16 protein-coding genes are annotated in these 14,380 nt (G+C 63.2%); 14 read left to right on the top strand and 2 right to left on the bottom strand.

Annotation, left to right across the window (positions count from 1 at the left end; genetic code table 11):
• Positions 1-39: 39 nt before the first annotated feature.
• The 12 genes from fleN (at position 40) to BLV20_RS16995 (ending at position 10,847) form a co-directional block, all read left to right on the top strand.
• On the top strand, positions 40-870 hold the full coding sequence (gene fleN, locus BLV20_RS16940; RefSeq protein WP_007922506.1) for a flagellar synthesis regulator FleN: 831 nt from the start codon (positions 40-42) through the stop codon (positions 868-870).
• Positions 867-1,607: an RNA polymerase sigma factor FliA gene (fliA, locus tag BLV20_RS16945; RefSeq protein WP_007922505.1), complete on the top strand. Its 741-nt coding sequence runs from the start codon at positions 867-869 to the stop codon at positions 1,605-1,607. Before fleN ends, fliA begins: the two co-directional genes overlap by 4 nt.
• Positions 1,608-1,766: 159 nt before the next feature.
• On the top strand, positions 1,767-2,138 hold the full coding sequence (locus tag BLV20_RS16950; RefSeq protein ID WP_003183998.1) for a chemotaxis response regulator CheY: 372 nt from the start codon (positions 1,767-1,769) through the stop codon (positions 2,136-2,138).
• 30 nt (positions 2,139-2,168) lie between these two features.
• The gene (locus tag BLV20_RS16955; RefSeq protein ID WP_092303366.1) at positions 2,169-2,957 is read left to right on the top strand and encodes a protein phosphatase CheZ; all 789 of its coding nucleotides are present in this window, start codon (positions 2,169-2,171) and stop codon (positions 2,955-2,957) included.
• A gap of 27 nt (positions 2,958-2,984) precedes the next feature.
• A complete protein-coding gene (locus tag BLV20_RS16960; RefSeq protein WP_092303368.1) occupies positions 2,985-5,252 on the top strand; it encodes a chemotaxis protein CheA in 2,268 nt (755 codons plus the stop codon).
• A 49-nt stretch (positions 5,253-5,301) separates the two neighbouring features.
• A complete protein-coding gene (locus BLV20_RS16965; RefSeq protein ID WP_092303370.1) occupies positions 5,302-6,435 on the top strand; it encodes a protein-glutamate methylesterase/protein-glutamine glutaminase in 1,134 nt (377 codons plus the stop codon).
• Complete coding sequence (locus BLV20_RS16970) at positions 6,435-7,175, top strand: flagellar motor protein (protein ID WP_092303372.1); 741 nt, start codon at positions 6,435-6,437, stop codon at positions 7,173-7,175. Before BLV20_RS16965 ends, BLV20_RS16970 begins: the two co-directional genes overlap by 1 nt.
• Before the next feature lie 10 nt (positions 7,176-7,185).
• Positions 7,186-8,070, top strand: a complete 885-nt coding sequence (gene motD, locus BLV20_RS16975) for a flagellar motor protein MotD (protein WP_092303374.1) — start codon at positions 7,186-7,188, stop codon at positions 8,068-8,070.
• Positions 8,071-8,119: 49 nt separating this feature from the next.
• Positions 8,120-8,908, top strand: coding sequence for a ParA family protein (locus BLV20_RS16980; RefSeq protein ID WP_007922498.1), 789 nt, complete (start codon positions 8,120-8,122; stop codon positions 8,906-8,908).
• A gap of 84 nt (positions 8,909-8,992) precedes the next feature.
• A complete protein-coding gene (locus BLV20_RS16985) occupies positions 8,993-9,892 on the top strand; it encodes a CheW domain-containing protein (protein ID WP_092303376.1) in 900 nt (299 codons plus the stop codon).
• A gap of 79 nt (positions 9,893-9,971) precedes the next feature.
• Positions 9,972-10,454 (top strand): chemotaxis protein CheW, encoded by a 483-nt coding sequence (locus BLV20_RS16990; RefSeq protein ID WP_007922496.1) that lies wholly within the window; start codon positions 9,972-9,974, stop codon positions 10,452-10,454.
• A complete protein-coding gene (locus tag BLV20_RS16995; protein WP_092303378.1) occupies positions 10,455-10,847 on the top strand; it encodes a DUF2802 domain-containing protein in 393 nt (130 codons plus the stop codon).
• A 110-nt stretch (positions 10,848-10,957) separates the two neighbouring features.
• On the opposite strand, the gene BLV20_RS17000 is transcribed toward BLV20_RS16995, so the two are convergent.
• Together BLV20_RS17000 and BLV20_RS17005 are read right to left on the bottom strand one after the other, a co-directional pair.
• Positions 10,958-11,287 carry an EscU/YscU/HrcU family type III secretion system export apparatus switch protein gene (locus BLV20_RS17000; RefSeq protein ID WP_092303380.1) on the bottom strand — a complete coding sequence of 110 codons (330 nt, stop codon included), beginning with the start codon at positions 11,285-11,287 and terminating at the stop codon, positions 10,958-10,960.
• A complete protein-coding gene (locus BLV20_RS17005; protein ID WP_092303382.1) occupies positions 11,284-12,855 on the bottom strand; it encodes a flagellar hook-length control protein FliK in 1,572 nt (523 codons plus the stop codon). Before BLV20_RS17005 ends, BLV20_RS17000 begins: the two co-directional genes overlap by 4 nt.
• A 197-nt stretch (positions 12,856-13,052) precedes the next feature.
• Here BLV20_RS17005 and ccmA point away from each other — a divergent pair, with 197 nt between their 5' ends.
• Positions 13,053-13,688, top strand: a complete 636-nt coding sequence (ccmA, locus tag BLV20_RS17010) for a cytochrome c biogenesis heme-transporting ATPase CcmA (RefSeq protein ID WP_092303384.1) — start codon at positions 13,053-13,055, stop codon at positions 13,686-13,688.
• A complete protein-coding gene (gene ccmB, locus BLV20_RS17015) occupies positions 13,685-14,353 on the top strand; it encodes a heme exporter protein CcmB (protein WP_009047725.1) in 669 nt (222 codons plus the stop codon). Before ccmA ends, ccmB begins: the two co-directional genes overlap by 4 nt.
• The last annotated feature ends 27 nt before the right edge of the window (positions 14,354-14,380 follow it).

Genomic DNA, 14,380 nt, shown 5'->3' on the forward strand with positions numbered 1-14,380 from the left:
ATGTGGCCCCGTCTAAGTAAGACAAGGTAAAGAAAGAACATGGGCAGCATGCATCCCGTACAGGTGATCGCGGTGACCGGCGGCAAAGGTGGCGTCGGCAAGACTAACGTGTCAGTGAACTTGTCCCTGGCCCTAGCGGAGCTCGGCCGGCGCGTCATGCTGCTGGACGCCGACCTGGGCCTGGCCAACGTCGACGTGCTCTTGGGGCTGACCCCCAAACGGACTCTCGCCGATGTGATCGAAGGCCGCTGCGAGCTGCGCGATGTGCTGCTGCAGGGGCCGGGTGGAATCCGCATCGTGCCGGCGGCATCCGGTACCCAGAGCATGGTTCATCTGAGCCCGGCGCAGCATGCCGGCCTGATCCAGGCCTTCAGCGACATCGGCGACAACCTCGATGTGCTGGTGATCGACACCGCTGCCGGTATCGGTGACTCGGTGGTCAGCTTTGTCCGCGCCGCGCAGGAAGTCTTGCTGGTGGTCTGCGACGAGCCGACTTCGATCACCGACGCCTACGCGCTGATCAAGCTGCTCAACCGCGATTACGGCATGAACCGCTTCCGCGTGCTCGCCAACATGGCGCAGAGCCCGCAGGAAGGTCGCAACCTGTTTGCCAAGTTGACCAAGGTCACGGATCGCTTCCTGGACGTGGCCCTACAATACGTCGGCGCCGTGCCTTACGACGAATGTGTGCGCAAGGCCGTGCAAAAGCAGCGCGCGGTCTATGAGGCGTTTCCACGTTCGAAATGCGCGCTGGCGTTCAAGGCCATTGCCCAGAAAGTCGACACCTGGCCGTTGCCGGCCAACCCGCGTGGACATCTGGAATTCTTCGTCGAGCGGCTCGTGCATCAAACAGCGGGACCGGTGCTATGAGCGCCAGCGGCTACAACCTTTACAAAAAGTCGGCACGTGACAGCCAGTACGAATTGATCGAGCGCTATGCGCCTTTGGTCAAGCGCATTGCCTATCACCTGCTGGCGCGCCTGCCGGCCAGCGTCCAGGTCGAAGACCTGATCCAGGCCGGGATGATCGGCCTGCTCGAAGTCTCGACCAAGTACGACGCGAGCAAGGGCGCGAGTTTCGAGACCTACGCGGGTATCCGTATCCGTGGCGCGATGCTCGATGAGGTTCGTAAAGGTGACTGGGCGCCGCGTTCGGTGCACCGCAATACCCGGATGGTGAGCGACGCCATTCGTGCAATTGAAGCTAAAACCGGTCGTGACGCTAAAGATCATGAAGTTGCGGCCGAACTTCAATTGAGTCTCGACGATTATTACGGGATTTTGAACGACACCTTGGGCAGTCGCCTGTTCAGCTTCGACGACCTGTTGCAGGACGGCGAGCATGAAGGGCTGCATGAGGATGGCGCGAGTGCTCATCTCGAGCCGTCGCGCGACCTGGAGGACGAACGTTTCCAGGCTGCGCTGGCGGACGCGATTGCCAATTTGCCGGAGCGTGAGCGACTGGTCTTGGCGCTGTACTACGACGAAGAGCTGAACCTCAAGGAAATCGGTGAGGTCCTGGGGGTCAGCGAATCGCGGGTCAGCCAGTTACACAGCCAGTGCGCGGCCCGTTTGCGGGGGCGTTTGGGAGAGTGGCGAGCGCGCTGACAGGCAGTGTGGGGACACTGCGGACGAGACTGGCACGACGTGGCCGGTCTTGCGGTGTGTATTCCATGCAGTCGTTGAGTGCTCTGCCTGATTGATTGAATGGCGCGTTCAGGTGCTGGACGCGTTTAAGACTGCTTGGAGGTCGAATTGGACAAGAACATGAAAATCCTCATCGTTGATGACTTCTCAACGATGCGGCGGATCATAAAAAACCTGTTGCGTGACCTGGGTTTCACCAACACGGTCGAGGCTGACGATGGCACTACCGCCATCCCGGTCCTCAACAGTGGGAGCATCGACTTCCTGGTAACGGACTGGAACATGCCTGGCATGACCGGTATCGATCTGCTGCGCCATGTGCGCGCCGATGAAAAACTCAAGCACCTGCCGGTCCTCATGGTGACCGCCGAAGCCAAGCGCGAACAGATCATCGAAGCTGCCCAGGCCGGCGTAAACGGCTATGTGGTCAAGCCCTTCACGGCCCAGGCGTTGAAAGAAAAGATCGAGAAGATCTTCGAACGCATCGGTTGAGATGTGGAACCATTCCGCCACGGGGGAGCTATGGAGCACAACGAATCTTCATTGGGCGATTTCGAATCGACCCTGAAAAAACACGCACTGGAGCTGGTCGACAGCCTTGAAAAAGGCAAGTTCGGCGAAGCCGTGCAACTGATCCATGAGCTCAACCAGACCCGTGACCGCGGCCTGTACCAGGAAGTCGGCAAGCTCACCCGCGAGCTGCATAGCGCCATCGTCAATTTCCAGATTGACCCGCATATGCCGCAAGCCGAGGAAGTTTCACAGATCACGGATGCCACCGAGCGCCTGTCCTATGTGGTCAGGCTGACCGAGGCCGCGGCGAACCGCACCATGGATCTGGTCGAAAGCGCCACCCCGTTGGTCAATGGCTTGAGCAGTGAAGCCCAGGCCCTGAGCGCCGATTGGGGGCGCTTCATGCGTCGCGAGCTGGGCGCCGAGGAGTTCCGCGACCTGGCCCGCCGGGTGGACGGATTCCTGGTTCGCAGCGAGCAGGAGACGCGCGCGGTATCGAGCAACCTCAACGACATTCTGCTGGCGCAGGATTACCAGGACCTGACCGGTCAGGTGATCAAGCGCGTGACCCAGTTGGTCACCGAAGTCGAGAGCAACCTGCTCAAGCTGGTCCTGATGGCCAGCCAGGTGGATCGTTTTGCCGGCATCGAACATGACCGTGAATCGATCCTCGCTGAAAAAGATCCGCAAAAACATCTGGCCAAGGGTGAAGGTCCGCAGATTCATGCCGATAAACGTGAAGACGTTGTATCCGGTCAGGACGATGTCGACGATTTGCTTTCCAGCCTTGGATTTTAGGCTCAGACCTAGTAGGAGCACCCATTAATGAGCTTCGGCGCCGATGAAGAAATCCTTCAGGATTTTCTGGTTGAGGCCGGCGAGATTCTAGAGCAACTGTCCGAACAACTGGTCGAGCTGGAAAGCCGGCCGGATGATGCGGATTTGCTCAACGCAATTTTTCGCGGTTTTCACACTGTAAAAGGGGGCGCCGGCTTCCTCCAGCTCAACGAGCTGGTGGAGTGCTGCCACATCGCCGAGAACGTGTTCGACATCCTGCGCAAGGGTGAGCGTCGCGTCGACGCGGAACTGATGGACGTGGTGCTCGAAGCGCTGGACGCGGTGAACGGCATGTTCGGCCAGGTGCGCGAGCGTACCGAGATCACCGCCGCCACCCCGCAGTTGCTGGCCGCCCTGGCCCGTCTGGCCGAGCCTGCCGGCGCCGAGGAAGTCGCCGCACCGGTGGCCGAGGTTGAAGCCGTTGTCGAGCCGGTCGCCGAAAGCGAGTCCGGCGATATCACCGACAGCGAGTTCGAACAGCTGCTCGATTCGCTCAATGCCGCCAAGGCCGAGGCCGAAGCGCCGTCTGCTGTTGCCCCCGTGGCACCCGCTGCCGGCAGCGAAGCGGCCAGCGACGAAATCACCGATGCCGAGTTCGAGTCGCTGCTCGACCAACTGCATGGCAAGGGCCAGTTCGCACCGGATGCGGTGGCCCCTTCGGCCACGCCGCCCGCGGCGGAGAAAGCGCCAGCCAGCGACGAAATCACCGATGACGAATTCGAAGCCCTGCTGGATCAGCTGCACGGCAAAGGCAACTTTGCAGTCGACGCGCTGGACTCCGCAGTCGCCGCGGCGGTACCGCCGGCTGCGCCAAGCGCGGCCGCGGCCGGCAGCGACTTGATCACCGACCAGGAATTCGAATCCCTGCTCGACGAGCTGCATGGCAAGGGCAAGTTCTCTGAAGTACCCGCTGCCGCAGCGACTGTAGGCAGCGCCACCAGCGCTTCGGCCCCGGCGCCTGCCGCCGTCGCCAAGCCGGCGGTGAAGAAAGTCGAAGCCAAGGTCGAAGCGCCGAAGCCAGCCGCCGCTGCGCCGGCGCCTGCGCGTGCCCCGGCTGCCGCCCCGGCGGAAAAACCGGTCAGCGAAGCCGAAACCACCGTGCGCGTCGACACCGCGCGGCTGGACGAAATCATGAACATGGTCGGCGAGCTGGTGCTGGTGCGTAACCGCCTGGTGCGCCTGGGCCTCAACAGCGGCGACGAGGCCATGTCCAAGGCCGTGTCGAACCTCGACGTGGTCACGGCCGACTTGCAGACCGCGGTGATGAAGACCCGGATGCAGCCGATCAAGAAGGTCTTCGGACGCTTCCCGCGCCTGGTTCGCGACCTGGCTCGCCAGCTCAAGAAAGAGATCAACCTGGAGCTGGTCGGCGAAGAGACCGACCTCGACAAGAACCTCGTCGAGGCCCTGGCCGACCCGCTGGTGCACTTGGTGCGCAACGCCGTCGACCACGGTATCGAGTCGCCGGAAGAGCGCGAGGCTTCGGGCAAGTCCCGTGGCGGCAAGGTGGTGCTGGCGGCCGAGCAGGAAGGCGACCACATCCTGCTGTCGATCTCCGATGACGGTAAAGGCATGGACCCGAACGTCCTGCGCGCCATTGCGGTCAAGCGTGGGGTGATGGACAAGGATGCCGCCGATCGCCTGAGCGATACCGAGTGCTACAACCTGATCTTCGCCCCGGGCTTCTCGACCAAGACCGAGATCTCCGACGTGTCCGGCCGCGGTGTGGGCATGGACGTGGTGAAGACCAAGATTTCCCAGCTCAACGGTTCGATCAACATCTACTCGACCAAGGGCCAGGGCTCGAAGATCGTCATCAAGGTGCCGTTGACCCTGGCGATCATGCCGACCCTGATGGTGATGCTGGGCAACCAGGCGTTCGCCTTCCCGCTGGTCAACGTCAACGAAATCTTCCACCTGGACCTGTCGCGCACCAACGTGGTCGACGGCCAGGAAGTGGTGATCGTTCGCGACAAGGCGCTGCCACTGTTCTACCTCAAGCGCTGGCTGGTCAGTTCCGCCGCTCACGAAGAGCAGCGCGAAGGCCACGTGGTGATCCTTTCGGTCGGCACCCAGCGGATCGGCTTCGTCGTCGATCAACTGGTCGGCCAGGAAGAAGTCGTCATCAAGCCATTGGGCAAGATGCTCCAGGGAACACCGGGCATGTCGGGCGCCACCATTACAGGTGACGGCCGCATCGCACTGATTCTCGATGTTCCGAGCATGCTCAAGCGTTACGCCGCACGGCGTATTTGAATACCGGAGGGGCGGGGCCATTTGCCTTGCCCCGCCTAACGGAGTGTTTATGGCAGTCAAGGTCCTGGTGGTGGACGATTCGGGGTTCTTCCGCCGCCGCGTCTCGGAAATTCTTTCAGCGGATATCAATATCCAGGTCGTCGGTACCGCGACCAACGGTAAAGAGGCGATCGATCAAGCTCTGGCGCTCAAGCCGGACGTGATCACCATGGACTACGAGATGCCGATGATGGATGGCATCACGGCGGTGCGGCACATCATGCAGCGCTGCCCGACTCCGGTGTTGATGTTCTCCTCGCTGACCCATGAAGGCGCCCGGGTAACCCTGGATGCGCTGGATGCCGGCGCGGTGGATTTCCTGCCGAAGAATTTCGAAGACATCTCGCGCAATCCCGAGAAGGTCAAGCAACTGCTGTGCGAGAAGGTCCATAGCATCTCGCGCAGCAACCGTCGTTTCAGCAGCTACAGCGCGCCGGCGCCTCAACCGGCGGCGCCACCAACGCCGGCGCCCGTGCCTGCCAGCAGCAGTTTTACCAGCGCGATCCCGGCGCGTCCGGCTCCGGCCCCGATGCCTGCCCGCACGCCGGCCGCTGGCGCGTCCTCCCCGGCACCCAAGCGCAAGGCCTACAAACTGGTGGCCATCGGTACGTCCACCGGCGGTCCGGTGGCCCTGCAGCGGGTGCTGACCCAACTGCCGGCCAACTTCCCGGCGCCGATCGTACTGATCCAGCACATGCCGGCGGCCTTCACCAAGGCGTTTGCCGAACGCCTGGACAAGCTCTGCCGGATCAGCGTCAAGGAGGCCGAGGATGGCGACATCCTGCGTCCGGGCCTGGCGTTGCTGGCACCGGGTGGCAAACAGATGATGGTCGACGGCCGTGGCGCGGTGAAAATCCTCCCCGGCGACGAACGCCTGAACTACAAGCCGTGCGTGGACATCACCTTCGGCTCTGCGGCCAAGTCCTACGGCGACAAAGTTCTGGCGGTGGTGCTCACCGGCATGGGCGCCGACGGTCGCGAAGGCGCGCGCCTGCTCAAGCAGGGCGGCAGCGCGGTCTGGGCCCAGGATGAGGCGAGCTGCGTGATCTACGGAATGCCGATGGCGATCGTCAAGGCAGAGCTGGCGGATGCGGTGTACGGCCTGGACGACATCGGCAAGCATCTGGTCGAGGCCTGTCTCTGATGGATGTTCTAAGCCTCATCGGGATCATCATGGCGTTCGTCGCCATCATCGGTGGCAACTACCTGGAAGGCGGCCATCTGTCGGCCCTGGCCAACGGCCCGGCGGCGCTGATCGTGCTGGGCGGGACCATCGGTGCGGCGTTGCTGCAGTCGCCGCTGAGCGCCTTCAAGCGCGCCATGCAGATTCTCGGCTGGATCCTGTTTCCACCGCGGGTCGACCTGGCGGGCGGCATCGACCGTGTCGTCAACTGGAGCCTGACCGCGCGCAAGGAAGGCCTGCTGGGCCTGGAAGGCGTGGCCGATGCCGAGCCGGACACCTATTCGCGCAAGGGCCTGCAACTGCTGGTGGACGGCGCCGAGCCGGAAGCCATCCGCAGCATCCTGGAAGTGGATTTCTACACCCAGGAAAACCGCGATATCGAAGCGGCGAAAGTCTTCGAAAGCATGGGCGGCTACGCGCCGACCATCGGCATCATCGGCGCGGTCATGGGCCTGATCCATGTCATGGGCAACCTGGCCGACCCTTCGCAGCTGGGCAGCGGCATCGCCGTGGCCTTCGTGGCGACCATCTATGGCGTGGCCAGCGCCAACCTGGTGTTGCTGCCGATTGCCGCCAAGCTCAAGTCCATAGCCTTGCGGCAGTCGCGTTATCGCGAAATGTTGCTTGAAGGAATCCTGTCGATTGCCGAAGGTGAAAACCCTCGTTCCATTGAGTTGAAGCTGCAAGGCTTCATGGACTAAGGGAATAGCCATGGCACGTCGTCGCCGGCATGAAGAGCACGTCAACCACGAGCGTTGGCTGGTGTCCTACGCGGACTTCATCACCTTGCTGTTCGCCTTTTTCGTGGTCATGTACTCGATCTCCTCGATCAACGAGGGCAAGTACAAGGTCATTTCCGAAGCGCTGATCGGCGTCTTCACCGATTCGGATCGCGCCCTCAAGCCGATTCCCATCGGCGAGGAGCGGCCCCAGACCGTGACCCCGGCCAAGCCGCTGGTCAAGGACAGCGAACAGACCGATGCCGGTATCGCCGGCGCCAGCGATCCGCTGAAAAGCATCGCCGACGACATCAGTGCGGCCTTTGGCGACCTGATCAGTTCCAACCAGATGACCGTGCGCGGCAACGAGCTGTGGGTCGAGATCGAACTCAACTCCAGCCTGTTGTTCGGCAGCGGCGATGCCATGCCCAGCGACCTGGCGTTCAACATCATCGACAAGGTGGCGGCGATCCTCAAACCCTTCGACAACCCGATTCACGTCGAGGGCTTTACCGACAACCAGCCGATCCAGACCGCGCAATACCCGACCAACTGGGAGCTGTCGTCGGCCCGTTCGGCGAGCATCGTGCGAATGCTGGCGATGCAGGGCGTCAACCCGCAGCGCCTGGCGTCGGTCGGCTACGGCGAGTTCCAGCCGGTAGCCAATAACGCGACGGCCGATGGCCGTGCGCGCAACCGGCGGGTGGTGCTGGTGGTGTCGCGCAATCTCGACGTACGCCGCAGCCTGACGGGCACCGGCACGGCCCACGCAACACCGGATGCGGCATTGAAGCGGGCTGGCACACAAACTGCACCTACGCCAGTCAAGACGCCGGGACGCGAGAGTGCCGTCAATTCTCCGTCACCGGCTTTATAACGGGTGCTATTTCTCGGTCGGCCCGTGCCGGCCGGGAGGAACAATCTGAATGAGAGTCTGGGCAGTTGCCAATCAAAAAGGTGGTGTTGGTAAAACCACCAGTTCCATCGCTTTAGCCGGGTTGCTGGCCGAGGCGGGCAAGCGCGTGGTCGTGGTCGATCTCGACCCCCACGGCTCCATGACCAGCTATTTCGGCTATGACCCCGACAGCCTGGAACACAGTAACTACGACCTGTTCCTGCACAAGGGCAGCGTCCCCGAGGGCTTGCCCGGGCAGTTGCTGCTGTCGACCAGCGACGAACGTATCTCCCTGCTGCCCTCGAGCACCGCGCTGGCTACCCTGGAGCGCCAGTCGCCGGGGCAGAGCGGCCTGGGCCTGGTGATCGCCAAGAGCCTGGCGCAGCTATGGCAGGATTTCGACTACGCGGTGATCGACAGCCCGCCGCTGCTTGGCGTGCTGATGGTCAACGCCTTGGCGGCGAGCCAGCAACTGGTGATCCCGGTGCAGACCGAGCACCTGGCGGTCAAGGGCCTGGAGCGCATGGTCAATACCTTGGCGATGATCAATCGCTCGCGCAAACAGGCGCTGCCGTTCAGCATCGTGCCGACCCTGTTCGACCGTCGCACCCAGGCGTCCCTGGGCACCCTGCGGGTACTGCGCGACAAGTTTCCGGACGAGATCTGGCAGGGTTATATCCCGGTCGACACGCGCCTGCGCGACGCCAGCCGGGCCGGCCTGACGCCTTCGCAGTTCGACGGCAAGAGCCGCGGTGTACTGGCCTATCGCGCTTTGCTCAAGCACTTGCTGGCCCAGCAACTTGTCCCGCAGGTGGCCTGACGTGGCGGATCATTCAAGTCTGCTGCCAGTCTGGCCGATAAACCCTACAGGTCACTGTGCTGGGTTTTATCCGTGGGCATCCTTATGAACCGTCCTGTCGACGTCACGTCCCGGCCGCAGCTGGCGTTGCAGTCCTACCTGGACGCGTTGCTGCAGGACGCCACCGAAGAAGAATTCACGGTTCCCGAGGCGCTGCCGCAGGTGCCGGCGGTTGTCGAGGACGTCGCCGCTTCGAGCGAGGTCCTGGATGAGTTCCAGGCCGCGGTGCTCGAAGAACAGGCTCGCGATGCCCAGGTCCAGCGTACGACGCCACCGGCCGCGGTAATCGCGCCGCCGGCGCCGGTCGAGGCGCCCGTGGTCGCTGCCGTGCTGGAAGCTCCGGCGCCGCTGCCGGCTTCGCTGTCCAGCGTTGTGCCGTTGCTGCAGGGGCTGGTCGAGCCAGTGGTCGAGGTGCATCGCCCGCCGAGCAATACGCCACCGCCAGCGGCTGACGACCGGCCGAGCTGGGCGGCGGAGCCCTTCGAATGCCTGCTGTTCGATGTCGCCGGGTTGACCCTGGCGGTGCCGTTGGTCTGCCTGGGGTCGATCTACTCCCTGGCGGGGCATGAGCTGACGCCGCTGTTCGGGCAGCCGGAATGGTTCCTCGGCATCCTGCCGAGCCAGGCCGGCAACCTGAAGGTGCTGGATACCGCGCGCTGGGTGATGCCGGACCGCTACCGCGACGATTTTCGCCAGGGCCTGCAATACGTGATCTCGGTCCAGGGCTACGAATGGGGGCTGGCGGTGCATCAGGTCAGCCGCTCGTTGCGCCTGGACCCGAACGAAATCAAATGGCGCAGCCACCGTGGCCAGCGGCCATGGCTGGCGGGCACGGTCATCGAGCATATGTGTGCGCTGCTGGACGTTTCCGAACTGGCCGAGCTGATTGCCAGCGGCGGGGCGAAACACATGGCTATCAGTAAACCGGCGCCCAAGCCGATATAGATCAACAACAGGCTGCGCCGAGGCGCGGCCAGACAGAACGCCACACCGTTTCCAACGGTTTTTTTAAGGGGTCAGGGGTATGAATAAGTCGTCGTCTGCACAGAGTTCCGAAGATCCGATCCTGCAATGGGTAACCTTCAAGCTGGATAACGAGTCCTACGGCATCAACGTGATGCGCGTGCAGGAAGTCCTGCGCTACACCGAGATCGCGCCGGTACCGGGTGCCCCGAGCTACGTGCTGGGCATCATCAACCTGCGCGGCAACGTGGTGACCGTGATCGACACCCGCCAGCGTTTCGGCCTGGTGCCGACCGAGGTCAACGACAACACCCGCATCGTGATCATCGAAGCCGACAAGCAAGTGGTCGGGATCATGGTCGACAGCGTGGCGGAAGTGGTTTATCTGCGTCAGTCGGAAGTCGAGACCGCACCGAACGTCGGTAACGAAGAGTCGGCCAAGTTCATCCAGGGCGTGTGCAACAAGAACGGCGAGCTGCTGATTCTGGTCGAGCTGGACAAGATGATGAGCGAAGAAGAGTGGTCGGAACTGGAGAGTATCTGATTGATTCTCGAGGTTGCGGTAATTGTCCTGTTCTTCCTTTGGGCAGGCACGCTGGCGATGTTCCTGGCCTATATCCGTGCTCAGCGGCAGATCGCGGTGCAGCAGGCCCAGGGCGATACGCTGCGCGATCAGCGCATCAAGGACCTGGCCAAACGCGTCGACGACTATCAGAACGGTACGGTGCGCATGGGCGAAGACCTGCATGAGCTGCGCGCGGTGGTCGGCCCGTTGCCGGACAAGCTGGCCCAGCTGGAACAGCGCGACCCGTCGAGCCTGTCCTTCGCCCAGGCCGCGCGCCTGGTGGGCATGGGCGCCAGCGTCGACGAACTCACCCAGGCCTGCGGCTTGACCCAGGCCGAGGCCGAGCTGATGAGCAAGCTGCACAAAAGCTGAAATCCCTCTGTAGCCGCTGCCGCAGGCTGCGCCAAGGCCGAAGGCCTTCAGCGATCCTGAGATCCCTGCGGCCGTACCGGCCGATCGCAGCCTGCGGCAGCGGCTACAGATCAGTAATCCTCTCCGCTTTCCGTCACATCCATCTCCAGCGCCGCTTCCTGCGGTTCATGCCCGGCCGGGAACTTGCCCTTGAGGTTCCAGGCGAAGGCAATGATTTCGGCAATGGTGCGATACAACTCCTCGGGAATGCTGTCGCCCAGCTCCAGGCGTGCCAGCAGCTTCACCAGCTCGGCGTTCTCATAGATCGGCACTTCACAGTCGCGGGCGATTTTCAGGATGGCTTCGGCCAGCTCGTCGTCGCCCTTGGCGGTCAGCGTGGGGGCGTGCTGGCCGTCGTACTTGAGGGCGATGGCCTGGCGTGGCGGGTTGGGATTATTCATGCGGTTTCATCGACCCAGCGTTGTTCCAGTCGGGTTTTCGGGCCTTGCGGCGGCGTGCCGAGATGGCAGTCCAGGTCGCCGACATCCAGGCCGCAAGTAAGCAGGCGTTCACGCAGGCTGCCCAGGTGGCTTTCTATCAAGCCCGCGGTAAACGGCCGTTCGGCCCACAGCTGGCTGGACAGGCGGCCCTTGAGTAATTGCGCCTGCACCTGCAGCGGGCCCAGCGGCTCGAGGTCGAACGCCAGTTCGACACGCCACAGCTGTTGTTTCGGTTCGCGTTCCTCGCGTTTTTCCTCGGCCGGTTTTTCCGCCGGTTCTTCGCGCTGGAACTTGACCTGCAAGGGCACGACGTCCTGCATCGTGCGCATTGGAATTTCCAGTTGCCAGGTGGTCAGCAGCCGACCGTCGTCGGTCAGGCCGCTCTGTTCCAGGCTTGCCAGCTGGTGGCTCTGCAGGCGAGAAACAGCGGCGGCGGCCAGGCGCAGCAGATGCTCCAGGTCGCCTTCCTCGTCGAGGCTTTGCAGCAGCCGCGAGGGCAGGGGAAAACCACCGGGCTGGGGCTTGGCGCCGACCTGGCCGAGGGTGCCCAGGGCGCTGCGGACAAAGCTCGGCAACACCTGGGCCAGCGTGTTGGCGGCGACGACGGCATTGAAACTGGTACTGGCCGGCAGGCCTGGGGTTATCTGGGCGATCAGGCGCAGCAGGTTGCCTTTCAGGTCGCTCGCCAGCGCCGGATTGTCGCCAGCCAGCAGGCGCGATTCGAGGAACCCGCCACTGTTGGCCAGGGCCTGGGCCAGCGCCTTGGGGTTGCTCAGTTGCTGCAGGTCGGGCAGCCCGGCGAGCAGCTTGTCCACTGCGCTGCGCAACTGGCCTGGCGTGCTGTCGGAGGGCGGCAGGTTCTGCAGTGCATTGATCAGGCCGGTCAGCGAGGCCTGGCGGCTTTGCTGCGTGGCCAATTGCTGGGCGATTGCCAGTTGCTCCTGGCGCCCGCTCAGCGGCACCAGGCTCAAGCTCTGCGAGCCCTGCACCATGGCGCTCAGCAAGCTGCCGATGCGCAAGGGTTGCGGGCTATCGATGCTCAGGGTGCTGCCGCTCAGGGCGGTATTGAGCAGGCTTACCAGCGAGCGGTAGACCGCCGGTTGTCCCGCCGCCTGCGGTAGCAGCTGGGTGGTCACCACCTTGCCTTGCAGCAGGGTGCCGACGGGCAGTTGCGTGGTGTCGAGGCGGGTCAGGGTGGCGACGCTGGCGGCAATCGCCTGCTGCACGGTAATGGCCAGGTTGCCCGCCGACGGCTGGGTCACCGCCAGGCTGGTGCCCAGGGGCAGCGGCTGGTTGCTGGTGGCCTGGACCGTGGTTTGCCGGCCGCTGTCGAGGGTGAGTTTGAGCAGCAGTTGGAAGGTCTGGTCCGTCTGCTTGAGCGACAGCACTTCGGCCTTGGCCGACTGGCCCGCGGCGATCAGCCCTTCCAGCGGCTGCAGCAACTTGAGCAGTTCACCGCTGATCGGCAACGCGCGCACGGTTCCCGGGGTCAGCTGCGGCAGCGGGGGGAGGGTGATTTCGCCTGTCATCTGGACACAACCTGTGGAGAAATAAGCCCTCTTTAGAGTAGGGCATCGCATGTATAATGCCGCCCGTCTTCGGGGGGCGTGCGAAAACATCGCAAAAGTTTGACGCAGCTCTCTGGAACAGGCCGCCGATGCGTTTATTCTGCATCTCTTTAACGGCTGCTCCACTGCCGACTTGAACCGTAAAGGCCCGAGATCATTTGACCAGTCCTCTTCTTGAAGCCGTAGCACTCGCCTGTGAGCGAGACTTGCGGCTGCTCTTCGAAAAGCTCGAATTGCGTCTGGCCAGCGGCGACATGTTGCAGATCAGCGGCCCCAATGGCAGTGGCAAGACCAGCTTGCTGCGCCTGCTCGCGGGGCTGATGCAGCCGACCAGCGGCCAGGTGCTGCTCAACGGCCAGCCGCTCAACGCACAGCGCACGGAGCTGGCGCGCAACCTGTTGTGGATCGGCCATGCGGCGGGCATCAAGGACCTGCTGACCGCCGAGGAAAACCTCAGCTGGCTCTGTGCCCTGCATCAGCCCGCCGGGCGCGAGGCAATCTGGCAGGCCCTGGCGGCGGTCGGGCTGCGCGGTTTCGAGGATGTGCCTTGTCACACCCTGTCCGCCGGCCAGCAGCGTCGGGTGGCCCTGGCCCGCCTGTACCTGGACAGCCCGCCGCTGTGGATTCTCGACGAACCCTTCACCGCCCTGGACAAGCAGGGCGTGGCGCAACTGGAAGAGCACCTGGCCGGTCACTGCGAACGCGGCGGCATGGTGATCCTCACTACCCACCACACACTGAGCCGCATGCCTCGCGGCTATCGCGACATCGATCTGGGGCATTGGGCCGTATGAGTGTTTTCGGACTGCTGGTTGCCCGCGAATCCCGGTTGCTGTTCCGCCGTCCCGCCGAACTGGCCAACCCGCTGGTATTTTTCGCGATCGTTGTCTCACTGTTCCCGTTGGCGGTGGGACCTGAGACACAATTGTTGCAAACCTTGTCTCCGGGCCTGGTCTGGGTAGCGGCCTTATTATCGGTTTTGCTCTCGCTGGACGGGCTTTTTCGCAGTGATTTCGAGGACGGATCCCTTGAACAGTGGGTCCTTTCGTCGCACCCCCTGCCTCTTCTGGTTCTGGCCAAGGTACTGGCACACTGGGCCTTTTCCGGCCTGGCACTGGTATTGCTTGCACCCCTGCTGGCATTGATGCTTGGCCTGCCCACCGCCTGTCTGCCGGTGCTGTTGCTGTCCCTGTTGCTCGGGACGCCAGTGCTCAGCCTGCTGGGGGCGGTGGGTGCGGCCTTGACGGTAGGACTCAAGCGCGGCGGCCTGTTGCTGGCGCTGCTGATCCTGCCCCTGTACATCCCGGTATTGATTCTTGGCAGCGGCGCCTTGCAGGCGGCCTTGCAAGGCATGCCGGCGACCGGTTATCTGCTATGGCTTGGTAGCCTGACCGCCCTGGCAGTAACTCTGACACCCTTTGCAATAGCGGCTGGCCTGAAGATCAGCGTCGGCGAATAATGAGGTCTGATCAAATATTGATCAGTA

Origin of the sequence: Pseudomonas sp. NFIX28 (genome assembly GCF_900107395.1) — a bacterium.
GTDB lineage: Bacteria > Pseudomonadota > Gammaproteobacteria > Pseudomonadales > Pseudomonadaceae > Aquipseudomonas.

What these genes read in the sequence shown, in the direction of transcription:
- fleN (WP_007922506.1), top strand. Translation starts at nt 40, where the DNA reads ATGGGCAGCATGCATCCCGTACAGGTGATCGCGGTGACCGGCGGCAAA.
- fliA (WP_007922505.1), top strand. Translation starts at nt 867, where the DNA reads ATGAGCGCCAGCGGCTACAACCTTTACAAAAAGTCGGCACGTGACAGC.
- BLV20_RS16950 (WP_003183998.1), top strand. Translation starts at nt 1,767, where the DNA reads ATGAAAATCCTCATCGTTGATGACTTCTCAACGATGCGGCGGATCATA.
- BLV20_RS16955 (WP_092303366.1), top strand. Translation starts at nt 2,169, where the DNA reads ATGGAGCACAACGAATCTTCATTGGGCGATTTCGAATCGACCCTGAAA.
- BLV20_RS16960 (WP_092303368.1), top strand. Translation starts at nt 2,985, where the DNA reads ATGAGCTTCGGCGCCGATGAAGAAATCCTTCAGGATTTTCTGGTTGAG.
- BLV20_RS16965 (WP_092303370.1), top strand. Translation starts at nt 5,302, where the DNA reads ATGGCAGTCAAGGTCCTGGTGGTGGACGATTCGGGGTTCTTCCGCCGC.
- BLV20_RS16970 (WP_092303372.1), top strand. Translation starts at nt 6,435, where the DNA reads ATGGATGTTCTAAGCCTCATCGGGATCATCATGGCGTTCGTCGCCATC.
- motD (WP_092303374.1), top strand. Translation starts at nt 7,186, where the DNA reads ATGGCACGTCGTCGCCGGCATGAAGAGCACGTCAACCACGAGCGTTGG.
- BLV20_RS16980 (WP_007922498.1), top strand. Translation starts at nt 8,120, where the DNA reads ATGAGAGTCTGGGCAGTTGCCAATCAAAAAGGTGGTGTTGGTAAAACC.
- BLV20_RS16985 (WP_092303376.1), top strand. Translation starts at nt 8,993, where the DNA reads ATGAACCGTCCTGTCGACGTCACGTCCCGGCCGCAGCTGGCGTTGCAG.
- BLV20_RS16990 (WP_007922496.1), top strand. Translation starts at nt 9,972, where the DNA reads ATGAATAAGTCGTCGTCTGCACAGAGTTCCGAAGATCCGATCCTGCAA.
- BLV20_RS17000 (WP_092303380.1), bottom strand. Translation starts at nt 11,287, where the DNA reads ATGAATAATCCCAACCCGCCACGCCAGGCCATCGCCCTCAAGTACGAC.
- BLV20_RS17005 (WP_092303382.1), bottom strand. Translation starts at nt 12,855, where the DNA reads ATGACAGGCGAAATCACCCTCCCCCCGCTGCCGCAGCTGACCCCGGGA.
- ccmB (WP_009047725.1), top strand. Translation starts at nt 13,685, where the DNA reads ATGAGTGTTTTCGGACTGCTGGTTGCCCGCGAATCCCGGTTGCTGTTC.